We start from the raw sequence: 18091 nt of genomic DNA on the forward strand, positions 1-18091 counted from the left end.
GGAGTATCCAGATGTTTCATTCTCTCAAACGGATTGCCACCACCCTTGCCCTTGGGCTGGCCCTGTCGGTGTCCGGCATGGCACAAGCGCAGGACGCCGAGCCGGAAGTGGTTTCGCTTGCCAAGGTGATCGAGGATATCGCCGCCTCACGACAGGCGACCATCGACCGGATCGACACCTTGTCGGCAGAGATCGACCTTGCCACGGTCGAATTGAATGAGGCAGACGCCGCCTTTGATGAGATGATCGCCACCCTGCGCGCCCATGCCGCCGTGGGCGATCCCGATGGCAGCTATGTCACCCGCCTGCAAGCGCTGGAAGAGTCCGCCAAGGTGGACGCGCAGGCCGCCAAGGTTGAAGGGTTCCTTGATTTCGAAGAGGCCTTTCTTGAGGACGCACAGGTGTTTTCCGATCAGCGCGGCACTCTTGTGTCCGAGTTCGAGGCGCTGGAACGCCGCATCCGCGCCGTCGAGGCAGAGCGCAAGCGCATCGTGTTCCTGATCAAGCTGCGCCGCTATGACCAGATCCAGCAGCTGTTTGCCGATGCCACTGGCATCATCCAGCAAGGGGCCGACCGGGTCGCGCAGGTCGAAGACGCGCTGCGCAAGCGTGATCCCAACCTCGTCGAGAACTGAGATGACCGTGAAAGCCCGGATTGCGCAGGCCCCCCGTCTGGGGGCCTGCGGTCTGGCGTTTGGCTTTTCCCTTGGGTTGGCGGCCCTTGGGTCGGCGGCTCTAGGGCTGTCGGTCCTGCCCCTGCGCGCCGAAACCCATGCCACGGCCCCCGATCCTGCGGCTGAGAGCGCGGACCTGATCCAGGTCGCCACGACTCTGAACAGCCAGCTTTCGGATATTCTGACCGAATTGGATGCAGAGATCGCCTTGCAGGAGGAAAACGCCGGGTTCGGGGCCTCAGCCGAAACTTTGGCGCAGATCGACGGACTGATTGCCCATCGTTCAGAGTTGGCCGCAAAGCAGGCGCAGGTCCGCGCCCTGTTGGCCACTCTGCGCGGGACCGACTGATATGACCCCGCTGCCCCGGGCTGAGGATCAGGATCTTGGCACATTGCCGGTCCGCCCCTGGCGCAGCCTGCTGATCTGCGCCGCTTTGGTCGCGCTGACGGTGGCGCTTTTCCGCGATCTGGGGTTGACGGACCCGCGCAGCATCGCCGACGCCGCGCGCGATCTGGGCCGGACCGCGACGTCTTGGATGGCCGGTCTTGGTGACACACAGCCTGATGCCGCACCGGATGGCACGCCAGACGCCCCGCCAGACGCCGCACCCGAAGTTGCCCCCGATGCAGCCCCCGATGCAATCCCCGAAACAAAAACCCCTGTGGCTGGCCCGAGCGATCCAGCGCCGCAGCCCGACGCCGCATCCTACACGGCCCCTGACGACGCCGGATATCCTCTTTTGGCGCGTCTTCTTGGTGATCCGGTCAGGCTGGTCTTTGCCGCAGGATGCCTCGCCACGATGTTGTTCATCGCCGTTCAGCTGATCTGCCTTGCCATCGACACCCGCCTTGTCGCCCGACACGAGGCGCGCGCCGGCCTGTTGACGCCCTTGGCACAATTAACGCGGCTCTTTGCGGCCCGCAGGTTGCGCCTTGGTCACCCTGAACGGCGGCGGCTGGACGCCTTTGATCTGGCCACCGAGGGCGACATCATCGCCGATCCCCTGCGGCTGGGTCTGACCGCCTTTCCGATGCTGGGCTTTTTGGGCACGGTTGTGGGCCTTTCTGGCGCGATTGAATCGCTGCCGGGGGCCATCGGCAACCCCGACGCGCTGCAACCCGTGCTGTCGGAACTGCATGTCGCCTTTGACACCACATTGTTGGGGTTGATCGGCGCGCTGATCTGCCTGATCGGGGCCAAGACAATCGATCAGGCCTGGGACCGCCTGTCGCGCCGCGCCGGTCTGGAATGATCGGGCCGCTGCGCCGCAACCTGATCCGGCCGCCGGTGCTGGCCATGGTGGACGCCTTTGTCGGCGGCACCGCGATCCTATTGATCCTGATCATCCTGTCCAGCAACCGGCAGAATCAGCCCGGCAGTCAGCCGCAGGCCGATGTGGTGGTGCGTTGCGCCGAGGGACAGGTCGCCACCACCTTGAAGCCCGATTGGCTGCCTGCCACCCAACCCTTGCCGCCCTCCGATGCCGCCGCATGGCTGGCCGCGCATCCGCGCCCCGACAGGCTGATGACCCGCGTCCGGTTGGAGGCTGACCAGCGGGCGTTTCGCTGTGTCACACGTTTTCAGCAGGTGGTTGGCCAGATGAACGACGCGACAGACGATGTCACCAGCCGCGATACCGCACAAGAGCGCGCCATCCTGCTGGTCACCGTCGTCATGATCGACCCGCCAGTGGCGCCGGAGCCATGAGCCCGCGCAAGACCCATCGTCGCCGCCCCGATGAGCCGGACGACAGTTATCAACTGGACGCTGTGGTGTCGCTGTTTGCCATGATCCTTGTGATCCTCGTGACCACCGCTGCGGCAACGGTCACCGGCACCACCCGGTTTCAATACAAGACGCAAGAGCCAGAAACCGCCGCGATCCAGCCCGCCTCTCTGGCCGCACCCTTTCCGCGGCTGGAAAACTGGATCCTGCGGCGCGGAGAGTTGCTGCGGGTCGACTATGACGCGGCAGCCCGCCAACTGGCGGCGGCCCCGGCACGTCTGCCGCTGGGCGCCACCGATCCGCAGTCCGGCATCATCATGGCCTTCAACCCGGACCCGACCGCAACCGGCGCGTTCGACTTGTTCGAGATGGTGCTGCCCACCGATCCGATCACCGGCACCGGCGGCGTCATCGCAGAACGGATCGACCCCGATGACCCCGACGCGGTGCAGGTCTGGGCCGCTCGGGACACGCCCGCGCGTGTGCTGGCCTTTGCCTCAGGCGTGACGCATCTGCCGGGCCTGAGCCAAGCGACTGAGACCGCCGGACGCCCGCTGACGGTGCAGTTTCTGGACGGCAACGCCAAGTTTTCAGAACGCAAGACCCGTGAGAGTTTTGCCTTTCGCGGGGTGCTGCGCTCTTACTAGTGGCCAGCCTCGCGCGGTGTCAGTCCTCTGACTGCGCGTCTGCGCGGCTCTTGCCGGAGACGTTCATCGCCAGTGTAGCCGCCATGAACGGATCAAGATCCCCGTCCAGCACACCCGAGGTATCGGCGGTCTCATAGTTGGTGCGCAGATCCTTGACCATCTGGTAAGGCTGCAGGACATACGATCGGATCTGGTTGCCCCAACCGGCATCGCCCTTGGCCTCATGCAGGGCGTTCACCTCTGCATTCCGCTTGTCCAGTTCCATCTGATACAGCCGCGATTTCAGCGCCTTCATGGCAATGTCGCGGTTCTGGTGCTGCGATTTCTCGGACGAGGTCACAACGATCCCTGTCGGCGCGTGGGTGATCCGCACAGCCGAGTCGGTGGTGTTGACGTGCTGCCCCCCCGCCCCGGACGAGCGGTAGGTGTCGATGCGGATGTCGGCCGGGTTCACCTCGATCTCGATATTGTCGTCGATCACCGGATAGGCCCCGACAGCGGCAAAGGATGTCTCCCGCGTCCCTTTGCCAAAGGGTGAAATCCGCACAAGGCGATGCGTGCCGCTTTCCGACTTTAACCAGCCATAGGCGTTTGGCCCCTTGATCTGGTAGGTGGCGGATTTGATGCCCGCCTCACCGCCGGATTGTTCCTCTTGCAGGTCCACCTCAAAGCCGCGCTTTTCAGCCCAGCGGACATACATCCGCGCCAGCATGTTGGCCCAGTCGCAGGCCTCGGTGCCGCCAGCACCTGCCTTGATTTCCAGAAAGGCGTCGTTGCCGTCGGTCTCGCCGTTCAGCAGCGCCTCAAGTTCCTTCTTGGCGGCCTTGGCGACCATCGCGGCAATGGCTTGTTCGGCCTCGGCGATAACCTCGGCGTCGTCCTCCATCTCACCCAGTTCGATCAGTTCCATCTGATCGGCCAGATCCTGTTTCATCGCGGAATAGGTTTCCATCGCGTCGACCAGTTGCTGACGCTCGCGCATCAGCTTTTGCGCTGCGGCCGGATCATCCCACAGGTTGGGGTCCTCCACCCGCGCGTTGAATTCCTCCAACCGGTGCTGGGCGGTGTTCCAATCAAGGCGCTGCGCCAGCAGGTCGAGCGATTTTTCGATCTTGTCGACATGGTTCTGGATTTCTGCGCGCATCTTATCTGGTCCTGTCCCGGTCCTTACGAATGCTGCGTGATACCAAGGGGCATGAAGGCTCGCAAGCGGGGGAAACCGTGCGGCACCCGAAACATCCGTGGCCGACCCCCGGGGGTCGGCCACGACAACGCCGTCCTCAGTACAGACCGCCCGACGACAGCGTGCCAAAGCCCGCCTTGGGACCGACGATGGCCTTGTCCCCGGTCGAGGTCGTGACCTCCTGCGCCACGGTCGAGCCGTCCGGCTGAATCATGTCGAAATTTCCGGAGATCGCAAAGCCACCGTCGAACATGATGCCAAAGATCGGCTCTTCGCCAAGGCGGAAACATTCGGATACCACGTTCGGTCCGCTGGCCTCATTCGGCAGGCGCGCGCCGGAAAAGCGGTCGATCTTGATGAATTGGCATTCGTCGGGCACCTTGAACGACCCGCCGCCGTATTTCTTGACCGCCTCACGCATGAACTCGGTAAAGACCGGCCCGCACATGCCGCCGCCCGACGCGCCCCGGCCCATCGAGCGCGGCGTATCGTAACCGATATAACAGCCCGCCACGATGTTGGAGGTAAAGCCGACAAACCACACGTCCTTGGCGTCATTTGTCGTCCCTGTCTTGCCCGCTGTCGGCACGCTGAGGTTGACCGTGCGGCTGGCGGTGCCGCGTTCGACCACGCCGCGCATCATCGAGGTCAGCTGATACGCGGTGACCGCGTTCATCACCCGTTCACGTTCATCAGCGATCCGTGGTGCCTGACCGGGGGCCAGTTCCGGGTTGTCGCAATCGACGCAAACCCGTTTGTTGCCCAAGGCCTGTTCGTGGGAATACACGGTCGTGCCATGGCGGTCCTGCACCCGGTCCACCAAGGTCGGCTCGACCCGTTGCCCGCCATTTGCGAACATCGCGTAGGCCGCAACCATCTTGAACAGCGTTGTCTCATCCGCCCCCAGCGCATTGGCCAGCACCTGACCCATGCGGTCATAGACGCCGAATTTCTCGGCATAGCTGGCCACGATGTCCATGCCCACCTCTTGCGCAAGGCGAATGGTCATCAGGTTGCGCGACTGTTCGATTCCGGTGCGCAGCGGTGTCGGCCCGTAGAACTTGTGAGAGGCGTTCTGCGGCCGCCAGATGCTACCGCCGGTGTTGATCTCGATCGGGGCGTCCACGACGATGGTGGCCGGTGAATAGCCAGAATCCAGCGCCGAGGCATAGACAAACGGTTTGAAGCTGGAGCCGGGCTGCCGCATGGCCTGCGTCGCGCGGTTGAACACCGAATGCTGGTAGGAAAAGCCGCCCTGCATGGCAATCACCCGCCCGGTATGGGCGTCCATCGCCATAAAGCCGCCCTGCACCTCTGGCACCTGGCGCAGCGACCAGCGCATGAACGCGCCATCGCTGTCCTGAGTGATGGCGCGCACATGCACGACGTCACCGACCTCGAAATTCTCTTTCAGGCTGCCAGAGAACCAGTCCGTATCCGAACGCGGCACCTCTGCCCCGCGCGGATCGTCAAGCGCCACATCCTCGATGCCCAGCAACAGGCTGTTGTCGCGGACCTCACGCACCACTGCGACATGCCAGGGGTTGCCCAGAACAACGTCGCGCGCCACGCGGACCTGCGACAGCGCCTCACGCCATGCGGGTTCATCCGCCAGCAGGGCCGTGTCCAGTTTTTTCCCGGTGCCGCGCCATTTGCCCTGCCCGCGGTCGAACTGTTCCAGCGCCCGGCGCAGTGAGGCCGCGGCCTTTTCCTGCATCTCGGCGTCCAGCGTCGCGCGGACGGCGTAGCCGCCGGAAAAGAACTGATCCTCACCGAAATCGCGGCTCAACTGGCGGCGGATCTCATCGGTAAAGTAGTCACGCGGCGGCAATGACTGCTGGTAGGGTTCAAAATCGCCGTTCTGGACCGACCGCAGCGGCTGCGCGACCTCGATCTCATAGGTGGCGTCGTCGATGACGCCGTTTTCGCGCATTTCTTTCAGCACGAAATCACGGCGCGACTGCAAGCGTTCCTTGCGGCGGACCGGGTGATAATCGGACGGAGCCTTGGGCAGCGAGGCCAGCATCGCCGCCTCATGCGGGGCCAGTTCCGACAGGCTCTTGTTGAAATAGACCTGCGCGGCGGCGGTCACGCCATAAGCGTTCTGGCCCAGAAAAATCTCGTTGAGATACAGTTCAAGGATCTTCTCCTTGGACAGCGCGTTCTCGACCCGGCTGGCAAGGATGATTTCCTTGATCTTGCGTTCTGCCTGACGATCGCCGGACAGCAGAAAGTTCTTCATCACCTGTTGAGTGATTGTGGACGCGCCGCGCACGTCGCGCCCGCGGGTCTGCACCGCCTGCACGCCGGCAGCGGCGATGCCGCGCAGGTCATAGCCCTGATGGGTGTAAAAGTTCTTGTCCTCGGCAGAGATGAACGCGTCCTTGACCAGATCTGGGATCTGGGCGGCGGGCGTGAACAACCGTCGTTCCTGGGCGAATTCGTCGATCACCGCCCCTTCGGTGGAATAGATGCGGCTGATGGTCGGCGGTGTATATTGCGCCAAGTGGTCATGGCTGGGCAGATCGCGTCCGTACATCCAGAACACCGCCCCGATGGTCAGCGCCACCATCATGGTGCCCATGGTCACAACGGCGAAAATCGCCCCGAAGAAAGAAAAGATGAAACGCAGCACCTGCGGCCCCCATTGCCGGATCAAACCCTTCACTACAGGCCCAGGCGCGCCGCGTCAAAACACAACCGCGCGGGGTTTGGCCGATGGAGCAAGGGTTTGCTTACTGACGCCGCAACCCCGACAGCGCAGCGTCCTCAAGAACCCATGCAGCCAGCCCGTCGCGGATGCCCGCCGCCATGCCCGCCCGCCACGCCGGGTCCTGCAGGTTGCGCAGGTCGGCCTCTGTCGACAGGAACCCCAGTTCCAGCAGGACAGAGGGGATGTCAGCGGATTTCAGCACCGAAAAGGCGGCCTGCCGCAGCGGGTCCTTGTGGACGTGGCCCAGCGAGGTTCCGATCCCCTCGATGATATACCCTGCCAGTGCCTGACTGCGCGGCGTATTGTCCAGTCGTGCAAGGTCCATCAGGATCTGCGCCACGCGATCATCGGTGCCCGACAGGTCCAGCCCGGCCAGCAGGTCATCGCGGTCATGCCGTTCCGCCAGCGCCGCTGAGGCGGCATCCGAGGCCTCTTCGGCCAGCGTGTAGACCGCCGCGCCGTGCGCCACACCTTCGGACAAGGCATCGGCATGCAGCGAGATGAACAGGTCCGCGCCCGCGTCATGAGCCAGCTTGACCCGCGCCTCCAGCGAGACGAACCGATCCTCTTGCCGGGTCAGCACGACGCGGTAGTCGCCCGCGCGCAACAACACCTCGCGCAGTTCCTGCGCAAAAAGCAGCATCAAATCCGCCTCGGTGACGCCGTCACGCTGGGCGCCCGGATCAATACCGCCATGACCCGGGTCCAGCACAATGGTCAGCGGGCGATCAGGATCGGCAACCACGCGGCGCGCCTTGGGCCGGGTCTGCACCCATGTCGGATCGGCGGGTTGTCCTGCAGCGGCGGCAAAACTGTCCGCATCGGTCGAAATCAGCCGCAAGGCCAGTGTCGCGTCTGCACCATCGGGGGCGACACGCATCTCGGCCCGCTCCACCGCCATCGGACTGGCCAGTTCCGCCACCAGCCGCGACCAGCCGGGCCGGAACAGTCCCATGCGCAGGGCAGTGATCCGGTCGCTCTGGTCCATCTCTTCCGGGTCGGCTCCCTGCCAGTCGACCTCGGCAAAGTCCAGTACCAGCCGGTCAGGATCGGCCAGGGTGAACAACCGCCATGGCACGCCCTGAGACAGGGTCAGTTCCAGCTCAGTTGCGCCCTGGCGGCGATCCTCGATCACGCCGCCGGTCAGACGGGCCAGGCCCGCGTCCTGTGCGGTCAGCGCTCCGCTCCACAAGCACAACGCCAACAGGAAAGAAAAAAATCTGCTCATGAGCCCCGGTTCCGGTGGTTTGCCCGCAGTCTATCAGCCGCCGATTGGCGACGCACGCGCCAGTTACCCGCGCGCCGCCATAAAGGCCTTTAACCGCTCAAGTCCTTCTTCGATGTCCGCCGTTGCCCGCGCGTAGGAAAATCGCAGCGTGCCGCCGCCGCGCACCGGGTCAAAATCCAGCCCCGGCGTCACCGCCACCCCGGCTTGATCCAGAATTTGACGCGCAAAGGCGCGGCTGTCGTCAGTCAGGTGGCTGACGTCGGCGTAGACATAAAACGCCCCATCCGGCGGTGCGATGCGGTCAAAGCCGGCCTTTGGCAGGCCCTCCATCATCAGCGCGCGGTTGCGGGCGTAGACGGCCATATTGCCCTTCAACTCGTCCTGCGCATCCAGCGCCGCCAAGGCCGCGATCTGCGCCGCATGGGGCGGACAAATGAAAAGGTTCTGCGCCAGCCGTTCCACCTGTCGCACCATCCCCTCTGGCACCACCAGCCAGCCAACGCGCCAGCCGGTCATGGAAAAGAACTTGGAAAAGGAGTTGATCACAACGACGTCGTCGCTGATTTCCAGCGCCGTCACCGCGCGCTTGTCGTATTCGATGCCGTGATAGATCTCGTCCGACAGAAACGCCGCGCCGCGCGCCTGCGCCGCCCCGATCAGCGCGGACAGCGCCGGTTTGTCCAGCATCGTCCCGGTGGGATTCGCCGGGCTGGCGACCATCAGGCCCTCATAGTCGATCCCGGCCAGATCCTCGAGCGTCGGTTGCAGGCGATTTTCCGCCGAGGTTTGCACCTCGACCGGCACCAGATCCAGCGCCTTGAGGATCTGGCGATATGACGGATAGCCCGGCGCCCCCAGCGCCACCCGTTCGCCCGCATCAAACAGCGCCGTGAAAGCGAGGATGAACCCGCCCGAAGAGCCGGGCGTGACCACCACACGCGCCGGGTCCAGATCAATGCCGTACCACTGGGCATAGAGTTTCGCGATCCGCGCCCGCAGCGCAGGCAGGCCTAGCGCCACGGTATACCCCAGCGAGTCCCGCTCCATCGCCTGTGCCAAGGCCGCCCGTGCCGCGGCGGGTGCCGGTGTGCTGGGCTGTCCCACTTCCATGTGGATGATCCGCCGACCGGCCTCTTCGGCCTGCCTTGCGGCCTCCATCACGTCCATCACGATAAAGGGATCGACCGCTCCGCGCCTTGAACTCCGCATGTCTGCCTCTCTACTGTGTCGCCAACACCGCTTATGAGTGTAAGGAGCCGCCCGTCAATGATCCGCACACCGATCCTGCCCCGGTTGATCGCACTGGTGACAGCCTTCAGCCTGATGGCCGCCGCTCCGGTACAGGCGGCGACCACGCTGCTGCGCGATGCCGATATCGAATATGCGCTGCGTCAGCTGGGCGCGCCGATCCTCAGCGCCGCCGGTCTCAGCCCGCAGCAGGTGGACATTATCGTGATCGACGACGGATCGCTGAATGCCTTTGTGACCGACACGCAGCATATCTTTTTGCACTCTGGCCTGATCATGAAACTGGACAGTGCCGAGGCGCTGCAAGCGGTCATTGCGCATGAGGCGGCGCATATCTCGAACGGGCACATCACCCGCCGTCTGGGCAACCTGCGCGCCGCGCGCACCGCCGCCGGGATCGGCATGGCGCTCGCCGCCGCTGCCGCCGCTGCGGGCGCCAACAGTCAGGCGGCTGCCGGTGTGGCCCTTGGCGCGCAAGGCTCTGCCATGCGGCTGTTCTTTTCTCACACCCGGGCCGAGGAATCCGCCGCCGACATCTCTTCTGTCCGCTTCATGGCCCGCGCCGGGATCGATCCGCGCGGCGCGCTGGAGGTGCAGAAACTGTTTCGCGGCCAAGAGGCGCTGTCGGTCGGACGGCAAGACCCCTACATGCGCACCCACCCGCTGACCCGCGACCGTCTGCGCGCCCTCGAAGGGCTTGTGGCCGGCACCAAAAGCGTTGAACGGAACGCCACGGCGCAATACTGGTTCAAACGCGCGCAGGGCAAGCTGACCGCTTTCAAGCGCGCGCCGTCGTGGACGCTGCGGCGGCTCAAGGACAGCGGAAGCCAGGACATCGCTTATATGCGTGAGGCGGTGGCCTATCATCGCCAATCCAACCTCAAGAAATCCCTGAGTGCCATCGACCGTGCATTGGCTCTGCGCCCTACGGACCCCTACCTGATGGAACTCAAAGGCCAGATCCTGCTGGAATCGCGCCAGTTTGGCGCTGCGGTGCAGGTCTATCAGGCCGCCGCCAACCGCGCCCCGCGCGAGCCTCTGATCCTCGGCGGTCTGGGCCGCGCGTTGCTGGCAGCAGGTCAGCCGAAACAGGCCCTGAAGGCGCTGGAGGCCGCACGCGGGCGCGACTTCACCGACGCGCGGTTGTTGCGTGATCTGGCCGTGGCCTATGCCAAGACCGGCCAGAATGGCATGGCCTCGATCTCGACGGCCGAACGCTATGCCCTGCAAGGCCGCATGAAAGACGCCAAACTGCATGCTGAACGCGCCATTGCCACGCTGCCGCGCGGCTCTGCCCCGTGGCAACGGGCGCAAGATGTGCTAGATGCGGCGAAACGAGCCAAGTAACCCAAACATCACCTTTTTCGGGAGTTCCCATGTTCCTTTCCAAACCTGCCCTGCACGCCTCTGTGGCCGCTCTGTGTCTTCTGGCCGCGCCTGTCGCCATGGCGCAGGATGCTGATGCGTTCGATTTCGCCAACATGACACCGGAACAGAAGAACGTGTTTGGCGCCGAAGTGCGCGCCTACCTGCTGGAAAACCCGCAGGTCATCATGGAGGCGGTCGCCGTTCTGGAAGAGCGCGAAAAGGCCGCGCAGCTCGCGCAGGACGACACGCTTGTCGCTGACAACATGGCCCGCCTGATGGATGACGGGTTTTCCTGGGTTGGCGGCAATCCAGACGGCGACGTGACCGTGATCGAGTTTTCGGATTATCGCTGCGGTTTCTGCCGTCGCGCCCACCCCGAAGTGTCCGAACTGATCGAATCCGATGGCAACATCCGGTTCATCGTCAAGGAATTCCCCATCCTGGGCGAGGCATCGCTGGTGTCGTCGCGCTTTGCCATCGCCACCCTGATCGTCGCGGGCGACGAGGCGTACAAGTCCGTGCATGATGCGCTGATCACGCTGGAAGGCAACCCCGGCAACGGCCCGCTACGCCGCATCGCTGAAACACTGGGCCTCGATGCCGAGGCAATCATGGCCGAGATGGACAGCGACGAAGTCACCCGCCGGATCACCGAAACCCGGGAACTGGCGCTGGCCATGAACATCAATGGCACCCCCAGCTTTGTCTTTGGCGACCAGATGGTGCGCGGCTACGCGCCGCTGCCGACCATGCGCCAGATCGTCGACGAGGTCCGCGACAGCCAATGAACCCTTACCACGCGCGGCGGCTGCTCCTGGTCGCCGCGTTTTCCTGTTTTTCCGGACCGCTGGGCGCGGACGATGGTCCCTTGCCCGCAGGTGACGGCGGATTGCAGGCCGAGTTCCTTGGGCGCCTCCGCGCGCTGGAAGCACCGGCGGCGCCGATTGATCTCTACACCGATGAAAGACAGGCCGATCTCACCGGAATTGCCCGTCAGGAGTCCCTGTTCGATCCCAAAAGCCCCGGTTTCGGCCCCAAAGGGACTCCGGCCATTGCGCTGTTGATTGGTCCGGACTGCCCCGATTGCGCAACCGCGCTAACAGATCTGTGGCAAATTTCTAAGGATCTGGGGATCAGAGTCGCCGTGCTGGATACGGCCAATCCAGACCACGCCGCAACGATGGCGGCGCTGGGTCTGGACATACTGCCGTCCTACGTCATGCATGACAGGATGATCCGGGGGCACATGCCCGCCTTTGTACTGCACCGCTATCTGACAGACGCGGGCGGCTAGGCGTTACTCTGCGGCCTCAGACGCTGCGGCCTCTTCGGCGTCAATCACTGCGGCGCGTTTTTCCACTTCTTCCACGATGTGCTCGACCATCTGGTCGTTCGACATCTTGTGGCTGGCCTTGCCTGCCAAGTAGACCATACCGCTGCCCGCGCCGCCACCAGTGAACCCGACATCCGTCATCAGCGCCTCACCGGGGCCGTTCACCACACAGCCGATGATCGACAGGCTCATTGGCGTCTTGATGTGTTCCAGCCGCTTTTCCAGCGTCTCGACGGTCTTGATCACGTCAAACCCCTGCCGCGCACAGGACGGGCAGGAGATAATATTGACGCCGCGATGGCGCAGGCCGAGACTTTTCAGGATCTCATAACCAACCTTGACCTCTTCGACAGGGTCCGCTGACAGCGACACGCGGATCGTGTCGCCAATCCCCATCCACAGCAGGTTGCCCAACCCGATGGCGGATTTGATCGTACCGGACATCAGCCCGCCCGCCTCAGTGATGCCAAGATGGATGGGCGCATCGGTCTGGTCGGCCAATTGCTGATAGGCAGCGGCGGCCATAAAGACGTCGGACGCCTTACAGCTGATCTTGAATTCGTGAAAATCGTTATCTTGCAGGATCTTGATGTGATCCAGACCGCTCTCGACCATGGCGTCGGGGCACGGCTCTGCGTATTTTTCCAGCAGGTGCTTTTCGAGCGACCCGGCATTCACCCCGATCCGGATGGAACAGTTGTGGTCGCGCGCGGCCTTGATGACCTCACGCACGCGGTCCTGGCTGCCGATGTTGCCGGGATTGATCCGCAGACAAGCAGCACCGGCCTCGGCGGCCTCGATCCCGCGTTTGTAGTGGAAATGGATGTCTGCGACGATCGGCACCGGACTTTCACGCACGATTTCCTTGAGCGCGCGGGACGAGTCCTGATCAGGTACAGAAATACGGACGATATCGGCCCCCGCCTCGGCTGCGGCTTGCACCTGAGCGATGGTGCCGGGAATGTCCGTGGTGACCGTGTTGGTCATGGTCTGCACGGTGATCGGTGCATCGCCGCCGACCGGCACGTTGCCGACCATGATCTGACGCGATTTGCGACGATAGATGTTGCGCCACGGGCGGACGTGGTTGAGGCTCATGCGCTCTGTCCTGTGTTAGTCTGGGTTCGTGGGGAACATAGTCATTCACGCGCGGTCAGACCACCCGCCAACCCGTCCCAATCCGCGCGATCACTGCCCCTGAAGGTTCAGCTCTGCCACGACCTTGGCAAGAGTTTGGTTCTGGGTCAGGTCAGCCACTTGCAATTCCTGCTGGATCGTTTCTGCCGACAGCGCGAGGTTGCGACCGAACTGCCCGCTCTGGCCGTAGGGACCATACGTCTGGCCATTGACCGCAAAGAACACGCCACCGGCATTGCCGGAAAAGATTGTCGCGGCCTGTTCGGTCTGCGGCACCTCATAGCTGTCGCCGGGTTTCAGCAACCGGGCCAGCAGTTTCTTGCCCGAGGGCGAGGTGACCTCAACCCATGTTTCGGCCACGGCCACCACGGTAATGCCAGGCGTGGGTTCCGCCGTGACGCGCGGCAGGGCTATTTGCGGCGCAGGCGCCGGGTCTGGGGTCACGACCGGGTCAACAGGAGCAGTGGCCGCAACCGGCGCCTCAGGTGCGGGTGCAACGGGAGCGGGCGGCGGTGTCGGCGAAGGTGCTGCCGCCAGAACCGCCGCAAGGGCGATGCTGTCTGGACGGGCCACCGGCGGCACCGAAGGAATGTTGCGGGCCAGTTCTGTCAGGATCGGCGTCTGCGCCGCGCGCTGGACCGGCTCTACATTGACAGGCTCGACACTGGCGGGCGCGGCACTGGCAAGTTGCGACGGAGCCACCTGCGGCGCGGCCATGTTCAATTTCGTCAACACCGCCATGAGATCGCCGTCCTTGGCGGTGTTCGCCACACTGTAGCGGTCCACAACATCAGCGGCGGCTAGTGAAATCTTGCTGGTCACACGCCCTGGCGTGCCAGCCGGCCCAAAGGCCTGCCCGTTGACCGAGAAATAGACCGCCCCGGATTCGCCGACACGAATACGCGGGTTCACCGCGCCGCGCGGCACCGCAAAGGTATCGCCAGCGTTCAACACGCGTGAGATCAGCACGCCACTTGCCTCGTCGCGCACCTCGACCCAGGCGGGACGCACGGCAACGACGGTGACGCCCTGAGGCGCAGAGAGCGGTGTGGCGGCGGGTGCGGAATCGGGGATAACGCCCTCTGCCACAAGGCGTTGCGCCAGCGCGGCCGCGGCCAAGGAACTGTCCTGCACTGCTGGCAGACCGCGACGGCCACTGCCCGCAAAAACGCCAACACGCTCTGGGTCCAGAGTCGAGATCGGCGCATCGCGCGCGACCAGAACCGGCACATCCAGCGCCTGCGGGCGATAGAGCCGGTCAAACGCCTCTGTCGTGGGTGGGGTAAAGACGCCAGCCTGTTGTTGCAGGTCATCCGTCTGTGTTCGCGCGCTGGGGGCGATGGCCGCCTGCAGCGGGTCAAGTTCGCTGAGAACAATCGGGGTCTGATCGACCGGCGTCACCTGAACGCGCTGCACTTCTTGCAGGACGCGGTAACCGCCGTAGCCGATGCCACCGATCAGGGCCAGCAAGACCAGCGAAGAACCGATCGCACCCGGTTCGATCCGGGACAACAGGCTGTCGCCCGCCGGGGCAAACGGCATCCGAGGTTCGGCGATGGAATCGCGGCTGCGCGGACGCGGTTCATCCTTGCGCGGTTTGCGGACAACCGATGCTTCTTGCGACATGCCATGCGCCACGGAGAACCCGCTTTCGGCACAGAAATGCGCAAACGCCTCATCCGGGTCCATACCCAGATAACGCGCATAAGAGCGGACATAGCCTGCGATAAAGCCGGGCGTGTCGAATGCCGACGGGTCACAGTTTTCAATTGCCGCAATATAGCTGGCTTTGATCCTCAGCTCACGCTGAACGTCAAGCAGCGACTTGCCCATAGTCGCTCGTTCGCCCCGCATGACATCGCCCAACTTCAACTTGAAGTCGTCAAAGCTTTGTGGCGATGCCCCATCGCCACTGTCGTCACGGTGCTGGGATTTTCGCCCAATCATAGCGAGACTGCCCCATCTTACCCATCATTATGTGCCTGCCCGGTCCAGGCTGCACGATTCGCGCAACCCGGTTATTGCTGCAAGCCTAACACATCTCAAGGCGTTTGACAGGAATACGCGGGGTTTAGCCTGCCATTTCAGCGCGATTCAGCGCACAGTGGCTCCACAATTCATCCATTGCGTGAACAAGCCGGTCCATTTCCTTGGGACCATGCACCGGAGAGGGCGTAAACCGCAGCCGCTCTGTCCCACGCGGGACAGTGGGAAAGTTGATCGGCTGAACATAGATGCCATAGCCCTCAAGCAACATGTCGGACAATTGCTTGGTGTGGACCGGATCACCGACGATCACCGGCACGATATGAGTCCCGTGATCAATGATCGGCATCCCCAGACCCTTGAGCCGGGTCTTGAGGATTTTTGCCTGTGTCTGGTGCTGCTCGCGCAGCGACTGGTCGCGCTTGAGATGCGCGACAGAGGCAGTTGCCCCAGCGGCCAGCGTCGGGGCCAGAGATGTCGAAAAGATGAAACCGGGCGCGTAAGAGCGTACAGCGTCACACATCTTTTCCGAGGCCGCGATATAGCCGCCCATCACGCCATAGGCCTTGGCCAGCGTGCCGTTGATGATGTCGATGCGGTGCATCAGGCGGTCACGTTCCGCCACCCCTGCCCCGCGCGGCCCGTACATGCCGACGGCGTGGACCTCATCGATATAGGTCAGCGCGCCAAATTCATCCGCCAGATCGCACAGTTCCTTGATCGGGCCAAAATCGCCGTCCATCGAATAGATCGATTCAAAGGCAATCAGCTTGGGCGCGGCAGGATCATCCGCCTCCAGCTTGGCGCGCAGATCGTCCAGATCGTTGTGCTTGAAGATACGCTTGGCCCCACCATTGCGGCGGATGCCCTCGATCATCGAGGCGTGGTTCAGCTCATCCGAATAGATGATCAGCCCCGGAAACAGCTTGGGCAGCGTGCTCAGCGTCGCGTCGTTGGCGATATAGGCAGAGGTGAACAGCAGCGCGGCTTCCTTGCCATGCAGATCGGCCAGTTCTGCCTCCAGCTGTTTGTGATAGACCGTGGTGCCCGAAATATTGCGCGTCCCGCCCGAGCCCGCGCCCGTGGCGTCAATCGCCTCATGCATGGCCGCCAGGACAGCCGGGTGTTGCCCCATGCCCAGATAGTCATTGCCGCACCAGACGGTGATCGGCGCCTCGCTGCCGTCGGGCCTGCGCCAGGTGGCGTGCGGGAACTGACCATTCTTGCGTTCGATGTCGATGAAGGTGCGGTAACGGCCTTCCTCATGAAGACGATTCAGGGCGTCATCCAGTTTCGCGGTGTAGTCCACCGGGATCCTCCTTCTACTTACGGCCCCTTTTCGGGCCGGTACTGCAGGCACAGCTTATTCAAGTTCATGAATACCTAAAGCCCACGGACAATTCTGTCTACCGTTTAGGTCCGGACCAAGCGTCGCATCCTTGATCTGAATCAAAAGATAACCCGCAACCCACCCCTTGGCGAAACGAAATGACGCATATCGGAAACATGATTGCATTGCCTCGGCATCCGGTGGCACTAATATCTTTGTCCTTGCAGACCGGAGCGCGCATGACAACCCGTGGCGACATTGAGACACTGATCGCGCGCACCGCCTTGCGTGACCGGACCGCGTTTGCCGCGCTTTACGATGCAACCAGCGGCAAACTGCTGGCCGTCTGTCACTCCGTCCTGAAAGACCGGCAAGAGGCCGAGGACACCTTGCAAGAGGTGTTCCTGCGGGTCTGGAACAAGGCCGACCGCTATGCGGTCACGGGCCACAGCCCGATGACTTGGCTGATTACCGTGGCGCGCAACATTGCCATAGACCGCTTGCGGGCCCGTCAAAAGGCGCAAACCGGCAAGGTCGGGTCTGAAACCGATGTCCTGCCCGACACCCGCCCCGGACCCGAGGCCGCGACGATCGCCGCCTCGGAAAGCCGCCGGATCGTGGCCTGTCTGCGCGAACTGCCCGGTGACCGGGCCAATGCGGTGCGCGGCGCCTACCTTGAAGGAAAAAGCTATTCAGACCTTGCCGCGCGGTTCGATGTGCCGTTGAATACCATGCGCACTTGGCTGCGCCGCAGCCTGCAAAGTCTCAGGGAGTGCATGTCCCGATGAGCGCCGACCTGCCAGAGATGCCCGATGACGACGACGACCTGATGGCCGGCGAATATGTGCTGCGCCTGCTGTCGCCGGATATCGAGCGCGCCATGGACCGCCGCGTCATTGACGACCCGGTTTTTGCCGCCCGCGTCCGCGACTGGGAGGCGCGGTTGGCGCCGATGGCCGATGAGCTGGAAGACATTCCGCCCGCCGCCCAAACCCGGCGCGCCTTGCTGACCACGCTGGGCGGCGCGCCCGCGTCAACGACCCGGCGCTGGTGGCTGGGAACCGGGCTGGGACTGGCGACGCTGGCGGCTCTTGTGGTCATCTCGCCCATTCCATCGCTGCTGCAGGGTCCAGAGTTCGGGGCACAGATCGCCTCGACGGACGGGACATTGCGGTTCGATGCGACGGTCACAGGCGACGAACTGGTGCTTGCCCGGCTCGAAGGCGGTCCGCGTCCGGGCCGTGCTCTGGAACTGTGGCTGATCGCCGATGGCGCACCCGCCCCGGTGTCGCTGGGGGTTTTGCCCGAGACGGACAGTGCCCGGATCGCCCTGTCGCCGGATCTTGTCGCGCAATTGACCGGCGCGGCGCTGGCCGTGTCGGATGAGCCGCCGGGCGGCTCGCCCACCGGGGCCCCCACGGGTGAGGTTCTGGCAGCGGCGGCGCTGATAGCCCTCTGAGCCGACCTGCTGGACAGTGCCCTGCCCTCTGCTAGGGTCCGCGTCAAAACCAGCAGGAG

At 63.7% G+C, this 18091-nt stretch carries 17 protein-coding genes; 10 read left to right on the top strand and 7 right to left on the bottom strand.

The annotated features are described in order from the left end of the window. The first annotated feature begins 11 nt into the window (after nucleotides 1-11). From CHB90_RS09565 to CHB90_RS09585, 5 genes are read left to right on the top strand one after another with little or no spacing between them, the layout of a single operon-like run. Nucleotides 12-635 carry a hypothetical protein gene (locus tag CHB90_RS09565; protein WP_089277644.1) on the top strand — a complete coding sequence of 208 codons (624 nt, stop codon included), beginning with the start codon at nucleotides 12-14 and terminating at the stop codon, nucleotides 633-635. A gap of 1 nt (nucleotide 636) precedes the next feature. Next, nucleotides 637-1023, top strand: coding sequence for a hypothetical protein (locus tag CHB90_RS09570; protein ID WP_089277645.1), 387 nt, complete (start codon nucleotides 637-639; stop codon nucleotides 1021-1023). Nucleotide 1024: 1 nt separating this feature from the next. Continuing rightward, nucleotides 1025-1927 carry a MotA/TolQ/ExbB proton channel family protein gene (locus tag CHB90_RS09575; RefSeq protein WP_089277646.1) on the top strand — a complete coding sequence of 301 codons (903 nt, stop codon included), beginning with the start codon at nucleotides 1025-1027 and terminating at the stop codon, nucleotides 1925-1927. Continuing rightward, nucleotides 1924-2382: a hypothetical protein gene (locus CHB90_RS09580; protein WP_089277647.1), complete on the top strand. Its 459-nt coding sequence runs from the start codon at nucleotides 1924-1926 to the stop codon at nucleotides 2380-2382. Before CHB90_RS09575 ends, CHB90_RS09580 begins: the two co-directional genes overlap by 4 nt. Continuing rightward, nucleotides 2379-3047 (top strand): hypothetical protein, encoded by a 669-nt coding sequence (locus CHB90_RS09585; protein ID WP_089277648.1) that lies wholly within the window; start codon nucleotides 2379-2381, stop codon nucleotides 3045-3047. The genes CHB90_RS09580 and CHB90_RS09585 overlap by 4 nt, the downstream gene beginning before the upstream one ends. Nucleotides 3048-3066: 19 nt before the next feature. On the opposite strand, the gene prfB is transcribed toward CHB90_RS09585, so the two are convergent. From prfB to CHB90_RS09605, 4 genes are all read right to left on the bottom strand, one after another. Beyond that, nucleotides 3067-4191, bottom strand: coding sequence for a peptide chain release factor 2 (gene prfB, locus CHB90_RS09590; RefSeq protein WP_089277649.1), 1125 nt, complete (start codon nucleotides 4189-4191; stop codon nucleotides 3067-3069). A gap of 136 nt (nucleotides 4192-4327) precedes the next feature. Continuing rightward, nucleotides 4328-6865 (bottom strand): penicillin-binding protein 1A, encoded by a 2538-nt coding sequence (locus CHB90_RS09595; protein WP_089277680.1) that lies wholly within the window; start codon nucleotides 6863-6865, stop codon nucleotides 4328-4330. A gap of 100 nt (nucleotides 6866-6965) precedes the next feature. After that, the gene (locus CHB90_RS09600) at nucleotides 6966-8171 is read right to left on the bottom strand and encodes an N-acetylmuramoyl-L-alanine amidase (protein ID WP_089277650.1); all 1206 of its coding nucleotides are present in this window, start codon (nucleotides 8169-8171) and stop codon (nucleotides 6966-6968) included. A 63-nt stretch (nucleotides 8172-8234) separates the two neighbouring features. Next, complete coding sequence (locus CHB90_RS09605) at nucleotides 8235-9380, bottom strand: pyridoxal phosphate-dependent aminotransferase (protein ID WP_089277651.1); 1146 nt, start codon at nucleotides 9378-9380, stop codon at nucleotides 8235-8237. A 57-nt stretch (nucleotides 9381-9437) separates the two neighbouring features. Between CHB90_RS09605 and CHB90_RS09610 the strand changes: the two genes are divergently transcribed. Genes CHB90_RS09610 through CHB90_RS09620 form a run of 3 tightly spaced genes read left to right on the top strand, consistent with a single transcriptional unit; the run spans nucleotide 9438 to nucleotide 12081 of the window. Next, nucleotides 9438-10766 carry a M48 family metalloprotease gene (locus CHB90_RS09610; RefSeq protein WP_089277652.1) on the top strand — a complete coding sequence of 443 codons (1329 nt, stop codon included), beginning with the start codon at nucleotides 9438-9440 and terminating at the stop codon, nucleotides 10764-10766. A 29-nt stretch (nucleotides 10767-10795) separates the two neighbouring features. Then, a complete protein-coding gene (locus tag CHB90_RS09615; protein ID WP_089277653.1) occupies nucleotides 10796-11575 on the top strand; it encodes a DsbA family protein in 780 nt (259 codons plus the stop codon). Next, on the top strand, nucleotides 11572-12081 hold the full coding sequence (locus CHB90_RS09620) for a hypothetical protein (RefSeq protein WP_089277654.1): 510 nt from the start codon (nucleotides 11572-11574) through the stop codon (nucleotides 12079-12081). The genes CHB90_RS09615 and CHB90_RS09620 overlap by 4 nt, the downstream gene beginning before the upstream one ends. A gap of 3 nt (nucleotides 12082-12084) precedes the next feature. Here CHB90_RS09620 and ispG read toward each other — a convergent pair whose 3' ends face one another. The 3 genes from ispG to hemA form a co-directional block, all read right to left on the bottom strand. Then, nucleotides 12085-13218, bottom strand: coding sequence for a flavodoxin-dependent (E)-4-hydroxy-3-methylbut-2-enyl-diphosphate synthase (ispG, locus tag CHB90_RS09625; protein ID WP_089277655.1), 1134 nt, complete (start codon nucleotides 13216-13218; stop codon nucleotides 12085-12087). Between the two features lie 90 nt (nucleotides 13219-13308). Further along, nucleotides 13309-15204: a helix-turn-helix domain-containing protein gene (locus CHB90_RS09630; protein WP_089277656.1), complete on the bottom strand. Its 1896-nt coding sequence runs from the start codon at nucleotides 15202-15204 to the stop codon at nucleotides 13309-13311. Between the two features lie 124 nt (nucleotides 15205-15328). Next, on the bottom strand, nucleotides 15329-16552 hold the full coding sequence (hemA, locus tag CHB90_RS09635; RefSeq protein WP_089277657.1) for a 5-aminolevulinate synthase: 1224 nt from the start codon (nucleotides 16550-16552) through the stop codon (nucleotides 15329-15331). A gap of 260 nt (nucleotides 16553-16812) precedes the next feature. Between hemA and CHB90_RS09640 the strand changes: the two genes are divergently transcribed. Beyond that, nucleotides 16813-17361 (top strand): sigma-70 family RNA polymerase sigma factor, encoded by a 549-nt coding sequence (locus tag CHB90_RS09640; RefSeq protein ID WP_089277658.1) that lies wholly within the window; start codon nucleotides 16813-16815, stop codon nucleotides 17359-17361. Further along, a complete protein-coding gene (locus CHB90_RS09645) occupies nucleotides 17358-18032 on the top strand; it encodes an anti-sigma factor (RefSeq protein ID WP_089277659.1) in 675 nt (224 codons plus the stop codon). Before CHB90_RS09640 ends, CHB90_RS09645 begins: the two co-directional genes overlap by 4 nt. The last annotated feature ends 59 nt before the right edge of the window (nucleotides 18033-18091 follow it).

The organism is Antarctobacter heliothermus (assembly GCF_900188425.1).
Taxonomy (GTDB): domain Bacteria; phylum Pseudomonadota; class Alphaproteobacteria; order Rhodobacterales; family Rhodobacteraceae; genus Antarctobacter; species Antarctobacter heliothermus.

What these genes read in the sequence shown, in the direction of transcription:
- CHB90_RS09565 (WP_089277644.1), top strand. Translation starts at nt 12, where the DNA reads ATGTTTCATTCTCTCAAACGGATTGCCACCACCCTTGCCCTTGGGCTG.
- CHB90_RS09570 (WP_089277645.1), top strand. Translation starts at nt 637, where the DNA reads ATGACCGTGAAAGCCCGGATTGCGCAGGCCCCCCGTCTGGGGGCCTGC.
- CHB90_RS09575 (WP_089277646.1), top strand. Translation starts at nt 1,025, where the DNA reads ATGACCCCGCTGCCCCGGGCTGAGGATCAGGATCTTGGCACATTGCCG.
- CHB90_RS09580 (WP_089277647.1), top strand. Translation starts at nt 1,924, where the DNA reads ATGATCGGGCCGCTGCGCCGCAACCTGATCCGGCCGCCGGTGCTGGCC.
- CHB90_RS09585 (WP_089277648.1), top strand. Translation starts at nt 2,379, where the DNA reads ATGAGCCCGCGCAAGACCCATCGTCGCCGCCCCGATGAGCCGGACGAC.
- prfB (WP_089277649.1), bottom strand. Translation starts at nt 4,191, where the DNA reads ATGCGCGCAGAAATCCAGAACCATGTCGACAAGATCGAAAAATCGCTC.
- CHB90_RS09600 (WP_089277650.1), bottom strand. Translation starts at nt 8,171, where the DNA reads ATGAGCAGATTTTTTTCTTTCCTGTTGGCGTTGTGCTTGTGGAGCGGA.
- CHB90_RS09605 (WP_089277651.1), bottom strand. Translation starts at nt 9,380, where the DNA reads ATGCGGAGTTCAAGGCGCGGAGCGGTCGATCCCTTTATCGTGATGGAC.
- CHB90_RS09610 (WP_089277652.1), top strand. Translation starts at nt 9,438, where the DNA reads ATGATCCGCACACCGATCCTGCCCCGGTTGATCGCACTGGTGACAGCC.
- CHB90_RS09615 (WP_089277653.1), top strand. Translation starts at nt 10,796, where the DNA reads ATGTTCCTTTCCAAACCTGCCCTGCACGCCTCTGTGGCCGCTCTGTGT.
- CHB90_RS09620 (WP_089277654.1), top strand. Translation starts at nt 11,572, where the DNA reads ATGAACCCTTACCACGCGCGGCGGCTGCTCCTGGTCGCCGCGTTTTCC.
- ispG (WP_089277655.1), bottom strand. Translation starts at nt 13,218, where the DNA reads ATGAGCCTCAACCACGTCCGCCCGTGGCGCAACATCTATCGTCGCAAA.
- CHB90_RS09630 (WP_089277656.1), bottom strand. Translation starts at nt 15,204, where the DNA reads ATGATTGGGCGAAAATCCCAGCACCGTGACGACAGTGGCGATGGGGCA.
- CHB90_RS09640 (WP_089277658.1), top strand. Translation starts at nt 16,813, where the DNA reads ATGACAACCCGTGGCGACATTGAGACACTGATCGCGCGCACCGCCTTG.
- CHB90_RS09645 (WP_089277659.1), top strand. Translation starts at nt 17,358, where the DNA reads ATGAGCGCCGACCTGCCAGAGATGCCCGATGACGACGACGACCTGATG.